General features: G+C 35.3%; 7 protein-coding genes. 5 read left to right on the top strand and 2 right to left on the bottom strand.

Features of this window, described 5'->3' with window-relative positions:
- Both F6K13_RS12220 and F6K13_RS12215 read left to right on the top strand, forming a co-directional pair.
- A partial coding sequence (locus F6K13_RS12220) for a hypothetical protein (protein WP_287287490.1) occupies positions 1-601 on the top strand: 601 nt, incomplete at its 5' end.
- Between the two features lie 105 nt (positions 602-706).
- Positions 707-1,378: a hypothetical protein gene (locus F6K13_RS12215; protein ID WP_287287489.1), complete on the top strand. Its 672-nt coding sequence runs from the start codon at positions 707-709 to the stop codon at positions 1,376-1,378.
- Positions 1,379-1,468: 90 nt separating this feature from the next.
- Here F6K13_RS12215 and F6K13_RS12210 read toward each other — a convergent pair whose 3' ends face one another.
- On the bottom strand, positions 1,469-2,074 hold the full coding sequence (locus tag F6K13_RS12210) for a hypothetical protein (RefSeq protein ID WP_124144899.1): 606 nt from the start codon (positions 2,072-2,074) through the stop codon (positions 1,469-1,471).
- A 431-nt stretch (positions 2,075-2,505) separates the two neighbouring features.
- On the opposite strand from F6K13_RS12210, the gene F6K13_RS12205 reads away from it, so the two are divergent.
- The 3 genes from F6K13_RS12205 to F6K13_RS12195 all read left to right on the top strand — a co-directional run bounded on the left by F6K13_RS12205 (position 2,506) and on the right by F6K13_RS12195 (position 4,128).
- On the top strand, positions 2,506-3,444 hold the full coding sequence (locus tag F6K13_RS12205; RefSeq protein WP_124144898.1) for a hypothetical protein: 939 nt from the start codon (positions 2,506-2,508) through the stop codon (positions 3,442-3,444).
- 19 nt (positions 3,445-3,463) lie between these two features.
- Complete coding sequence (locus F6K13_RS12200; RefSeq protein ID WP_287287487.1) at positions 3,464-3,715, top strand: hypothetical protein; 252 nt, start codon at positions 3,464-3,466, stop codon at positions 3,713-3,715.
- A gap of 122 nt (positions 3,716-3,837) precedes the next feature.
- A complete protein-coding gene (locus tag F6K13_RS12195; protein ID WP_124144896.1) occupies positions 3,838-4,128 on the top strand; it encodes a hypothetical protein in 291 nt (96 codons plus the stop codon).
- A 311-nt stretch (positions 4,129-4,439) separates the two neighbouring features.
- On the opposite strand, the gene F6K13_RS12190 is transcribed toward F6K13_RS12195, so the two are convergent.
- The gene (locus F6K13_RS12190; RefSeq protein WP_124144895.1) at positions 4,440-5,675 is read right to left on the bottom strand and encodes an LL-diaminopimelate aminotransferase; all 1,236 of its coding nucleotides are present in this window, start codon (positions 5,673-5,675) and stop codon (positions 4,440-4,442) included.
- Positions 5,676-6,743: the final 1,068 nt, after the last annotated feature.

Genomic DNA, 6,743 nt, shown 5'->3' with positions numbered 1-6,743 from the left:
TTTAAGGATAAATATTATGCCTAAAAACTTCAAAAAAATAGGCTATTGTTTTGTAGCAACAACACTATTGATACTTGGTATTAGCTCTAAAACAAATAGTCAAAATACTGCTCCCGGTTTATGTCTGAGACATACAAGAATAAGTGGTTCATCTGGAAATGTAGTAGATACTGATTGGATATGTTCAAGAGTAGGTAATTTTAGTCAATGGATTGGACTAGGAGATGATACTGGTTGGAAGGATCAAGAATTAGCTTTTAGAGCAATTGGTGGTGCAGAAATTTGTTTAGAGCATACTAGAGTTAGTCCCTCTAGTGGATTGCGAAGAGAGAACAAATGTAGCAGTTCTGTTAATGATATTAAGTCAGTAAATTTAGGAGATGATACTGGTTGGAAAGATCAAAAATTGACTTTTACTATTTATACTCCTAGAGAAAATTACGAAATGTGTTTACAGCATAGAAGAAGAAGTGGTAGTTCGGGAAAAGTAATTAATACTGGTTGGAAATGCGCTTCTGAGTATAATACGGAAACTATTTATTTAGGAGACGATACAGGTTGGAAAGACCAAAACTTAAGATTTACAGTAAGAAATAGATAATGACTTTAGAAAAGGAAGGATAGCTGTTTCTTTAAATTTGAATTATTTGGGAATATTCCATCTATTAATTTGGCATAAAGTAGATTTTTAATAGGAATAAAAATTATGAAACCACGAAAATTATTGAATCTAGCCACAACATTTCCAATAGTCAGTAAAAGAAAGTTGTTCAAAAACTTATTGTTGTATCCTACTGCACTTTTAACAGCTCTAAGTTTAACTTTTTTGATACAGGAAAAAACCAATTCACAACTAAATATTAATACTGAAATATTTTACAATGTTAAAGTCTGCAACGAGTATAAAAAGAAAATATTTGTAGCTAGGGCAAAACAGCGAGCTTATCTAGTAGCTGGAGATAGAAATTATGGTAATCCATACGGTGTAAGATTAGAAGTATCAAAAGTTAGAGGATGGGGTCCAGTTCTTCCTAATGAATGTCAAGGTTTTCCCATTTTAAAATTAGATGTCGAGCCTCCAAAAAATTCACGGTATTTGGGTACACAAGACTGGATATATATAATGAGTTCTGATAAGAAAAAATTTCCTCGACAAGACATAACAAGTTATAGAAATTCTCAGGGAGGTAACTCTGTCAGACCAGAATTTTGTGTAATTAATAAGGTTTTTAATTTATCTTCTAGAAATTATCAAAAAACAGGAACCAGAATTTGTCCTGGTTATAATGTGAATAAAAAATCTACCTTACCTGAAGGTACAGACTTTGTTAGATTTGAGCCAGTTTCTCCTCAGAAGGATAAAATAGTTTTTCGCTAGATTTAGTTATGGTGGGCAAATTTTTACGAATCTATATTAACAGCAATATTTATGATATTTGCCTACCCTACTTATTACTTTAATACCTAATTACAAAGACTTAACCGATCTAACCATTTCCACCAAAATTCCTATTATCTTTCTCGAATCTTTAATATAGTAATTCTCTACATCAATAAACACTACATTCTTTTCCAATTTCAAAAATTTCCAGACATGACCTGTCGTAACCGCACCATAAATAAACGGAACATCTTTACCATCTTTTTGATTATATATTTCAGCCCCAACCATTTCTGCAATACATTGTCCTAAACCACCAACTATCCTTTCATTTTTAGCCTCTACAAGAACAATTACAGGAGTATCTAAATATAGTTGTTCAGGAGATTGACTAATAATAAAATCACAAAATCCATTCAACCCTTTATCCTTATCAACTGAGAAATCTATACCCGAAAAAAAACTAATTTGAACTTGTCTCTTAATCTCCAGCAAAATATTAATAATTATCAGCTCAGAACTTGCCTTTTCTGTGGCGATCGCTAAAGCAATAGGTACATTTTGCTTCAACATTTCAGCTAATAAATTACTAATCTCTACAGGTTCAACTTGAGAAAATAAATCTTCTGTTTCTATAATTTTCAAATTAAACTCAGCTTTTACTTTTTTTAAGTCAAAATCACTATATGACATTTTACCGAAAAATTGTGGTTTAAAGCCTCCCCTTTTAAGGGGATAATAAATAAAAAAAATCCTTTGAGTCAATCCTCTTCTTTTCAAGGAGAGATAATTATTAATTATTCATTATTAATTATTAATTGTTGAACTATTCCTGATTTCCTCTATCAGAATTTTCCGATTAATTACAAATAATTTTATATCCTCAACTATACTCTTAATTACCCATAAAACTTCCTGTAATAAACTGATAACTGAAGAGTTGCACCCACGCGAGCAAGATGCTCGCACTGGGAAAATTAAATTATTAATATCTGTACTTCAGATACTTGGAATATGCTGTAATTTTCCCATAAATTATAAATAGTTTTATATCTAAAATTATACTCTATAATTACCCATAAAACTTCCTGTAAAAAACTGATAACTGATAACTGATAACTGAAATGACGCGAACTCCCCACGACCAATTTGCCAAACAATATTTAGAAGAGTTACTAACTCTATTAGGCAAAGTAGAAACCAGTCGCGATGTTGCCAGCGAAGTCCGGGAAATAGATGTATATTTCGTCCCCGTTATTCCACCGCCGACCGACCCTCAAATTCTAGGGTTATTAGGCAAAATGGCGGCTACTGCTTCTATTTACGAACCATTTAGAAATCAACCACAACGACTGGAAATACTAGACTGTCAGGCCAAACTTAACTTTGTTATTAACCAACAAAAACGTAAAGCTAGAAGGGAAAACACCCACTATACTGAAGCCGAATGGCCTCTATTGTGGATTTTTTCCCCCTCTTGTTCGGCCAGATTAATAGAAGGTTTTGGCGCTAAACTAGACTCAAGCGGTCAATGGCCTACAGGTATTTATTTTTTGCCAGATTTTCAAAACACAGCAATAGTAGCCATTAATCAATTACCAATTAACCAGGATACTCTCTGGTTAAGGGTATTGGGAAAAGGTCAGACACAAGAGCAAGCCATTTTAGAATTAGAAGCTTTACCACCAGGAAACCCACTGAGGGAAAATTTGACCGAGCTTTTGGCAAGTTGGCACATCACAATTCAAGTAAGAGAAAATATAAATGAAGATGACCAGGAGTTACTAATGAAATTATCACCTGTTTATTTACGATGGCGCGAAGAGACCTTGGAGGAAGGTATCCAGCGAGGTATCCAGCAAGGTATCCAGCAAGGCATCCAACAAACGGAACAAAGGATAAAGCAACAAATGATTGAAAATTTACTCACTTTCCGGTTTGGTTCCCTGGACTCAGAACTATTGGCCATTATTGAACCAGTTTTGCTGTTGTCTCCAGAGGAGTTCACTCCTTTGTTATTAACTGCTTCACGGGAGGAATTATTGGAGAGGTTTGGTGAGTAGTTACTGATAGGAGTTACTAATGAAGCGATCGCCTGTTTATTTACGATGGCGCGAAGAGACCTTGGAGGAAGGTATCCAGCAAGGTATCCAGCAAACGGAACAAAGGATAAAGCAGCAAGTGATTGAAAATTTACTCACTTTCCGGTTTGGTTCCCTGGACTCAGAACTATTGGCCATTATGGAACCAGTTTTGCTGTTGTCTCTAGAGGAGTTCACTCCTTTGTTATTAACTGCTTCACGGGAGGAATTATTGGAGAGGTTTGGCGAGTAGTTACTAACCAAAACAACAAGGTTTTATGTCTCCTTTTTTAAAGAGATAAAAAAAGAAAATTCTGTATTCTAAGTTTCCCTATTGCAGGAGTTACTAATAATTGAAATGACTAGGAGTTACTAATGGAGCGATCGCCTGTTTATCAACGACGTTGGCGCGGGGATACCTTTGAAAAAATTCGCCTAGAACTTTGGCAAGAAGGTTTTAAAAAAGGCTTTCGAGAAGGTTTTCAACAAACTCAACAAGAACAAATAACAGAAATGATTAAAAGTTCATTCAATTTCCGGTTTGGTTCTCTAGATTCAGAGTTGTTGGCTATTATTGAGCCTATGTTGCAGTTGTCTCCAAAGGAGTTAGCTCGTTTGTTATTGAATGCTTCGCGGGAGGAATTATTGGAGAGGTTTGGTGAGTGATTATTTCTAGGTTGTTCAAAATAGTTACAGAATAATTAACAATAGTAGGCAAATATTATTCCTATTTGTCTACCCTCACTAAACTATTTGGCTATTACTTTTTCAAAAGTTTGAACTATTCAGCATTGGGATATTTATAGAGTTTTAATTATTGGAATTTTTTTAAGTTTTTTCACTAATAAAAATTATTAAAAATACGGTGCAAAAACTCACACTTAGGGTAGACAAATAAACTTGATTTACCACAGAATATCCATATCTCAAGATTTGCCCACCCTACTTAATCTTACTTGATTTTAGCGATCGCCTACCTAAACTGTAAATTTCTCAGTTATCCGTTTCATCGCCTCGTTAACATTTTCCCGACTATTAAAAGCGGAAATTCGGAAGTAACCTTCACCTGCAGCACCGAAACCTGAACCGGGTGTACCGACAACATTACAGTTGTGCAACAGTTTATCGAAAAAATCCCAACTAGACAAACCTGTAGGAGTCTGCACCCAAACATAAGGCGCATTCACACCACCATAAATAGTTAACCCTGCTGCTTGTAACTGGGAACAAATAATTTTGGCATTCTCTAAATAAAATTCGATCAATGCTCTAACTTGTGCTTTTCCTTCCTCGGAGTAAACTGCCTCAGCACCACGCTGCACAATATAAGAAACTCCATTAAATTTTGTGCAATGACGGCGGTTCCACAATTTCCATATTTCCACATCCGAACCATCAGCAGCTTTCCCTTTGAGAGTTTTCGGCACAACAGTCAGCGCACAACGAGTACCAGTAAAACCAGCATTCTTAGAAAAGGAGCGAAATTCTATTGCGCAATCTTTTGCTCCTTCTATTTCATATATAGAGTGGGGAAGACTTGCATCAGTAATAAATGCTTCGTAAGCAGCATCGAACAAAATAATCGCATCATTCGCTTTTGCATAATCTACCCAAGTCTGGAGATATTCTTTTGTGGCAGTGGCACCAGTGGGGTTATTGGGGAAACATAGATAAATCAAATCTACCTTTTGAGTAGGAAGTTCGGCAGTAAAATTATTTTCTGCGGTAATTGGTAAATAAACTAAACCCTCATATTCCCCTTTTTCATTCACATCTCCTGTATTACCTGCCATTACATTAGTATCTACATACACCGGATAAACTGGGTCAGTCACGGCAATAGTATTATCGTGGCCAAAAATGTCGAGAATATTACCAGTGTCGCATTTAGATCCATCAGAGATGAAAATTTCCGAGGCATCAATATCACATCCCCTAGCTTGGAAATCTTCAGCAGCAATTTTCTCCCGCAACCAACCATAACCTTGTTCTGGGCCATAACCTTTAAAAGTAGAGCGATCGCCCATTTCTTCTACTGCTTTAATAATGGCCTGACGACAAGCTGCTGGCAGGGGTTCGGTGACGTCCCCAATACCTAGTTTAATAATTTTGGCCTCTGGGTGAGCTTCAGCGAAGGTATTTACTCGACGGGCGATTTCTGGGAATAGATATCCTGCTTTAAGTTTGAGGTAATTATTGTTAATTGTTGCCATGATAGATTGCCAAAAATGATTTACAACAGATCAGTATGTCAGATTATCCCCATTTTTGTTAACTAGGCAACATTGTTTCTTTTTTCCGCAAAACCTAACTATAACAATCCTATTTAAGTTGTAATATTTTGCTGGCAGTTAGGAGTTAGGAGTCAGGAGTCAGGAGTTAGAATTTATTCATGTTTTCAGTTCAAATTAAATATTATAAAAATTTTCACAACCAATTTAGGATTACTATATTTAAACCTGTAATTTTTTTTGGTAATTCCTGTGAATTAACTACTGCTCATAGGTAGTTTTAACAATTATTGAAGAAGGCAGAAGGCAGAAGTTAGAAGGTAAGCATTCAGGTGTCAGCTATACAGCCATCAGCTATTAACTTAATTGCGCTTTTTTGAGGAATCAGAATTGAAATATTTAACAGAATTAAAATTCTGAAATAAATTAGCTACTTGCTCACGACTCAAACTCAATATTACTCAAATCCTCAAACTACTAATTCCTGTTAACGTAGTTCCTCCGGAGGAGGAAAGCTGACCGCTAATGGCTGAATGCTGAGGTTATAAGTTAGATTTGATCGACTAAAAACTTTGATAAGACGATAGTTTCGGGCAATTATTTGACATTTAAACTTGGAAACTATTTGTGACATCCCTAAAGTTAATTGGTATAAGAAAGAAGAAGTAAAAAGTAATAAGGCTTTAGTTATCTAGGAGAGAAGGAAGAAGGCAAAAGTGAATGGGAATAGTCTTCGACAAACCACTTTTTGTCTACAATTGATTGGGGTTTATAGAAACCCTTTCAGGTGGGATATTAAACTCATCAAGAAAAAGATAATTACCTCTCCTAAAAACCCATAGGATTGACGAAGGGGATTTTTGGGATTTATTTCTTCTTTACAGAAAAGCTTTTTCACCTTAATTATTCGGTAAAACTCTTGTTTTGCTCTAGATTAATATCAATAACTGTCAAAGTATTTCTGGGAGATAAGTTAGTACTAATTAAATTATGCAGACTTCTACCTGAAGCTCTAGAACAAGTAATTTTAAATTACCTAGATAGACAGTG

It is taken from the genome of Okeania sp. SIO2B9, from assembly GCF_010672505.1.
GTDB lineage: Bacteria > Cyanobacteriota > Cyanobacteriia > Cyanobacteriales > Microcoleaceae > Okeania > Okeania hirsuta.
Note: the sequence above shows the minus strand (reverse complement) of the source record. Positions and strands in the feature narration are given on the sequence as shown.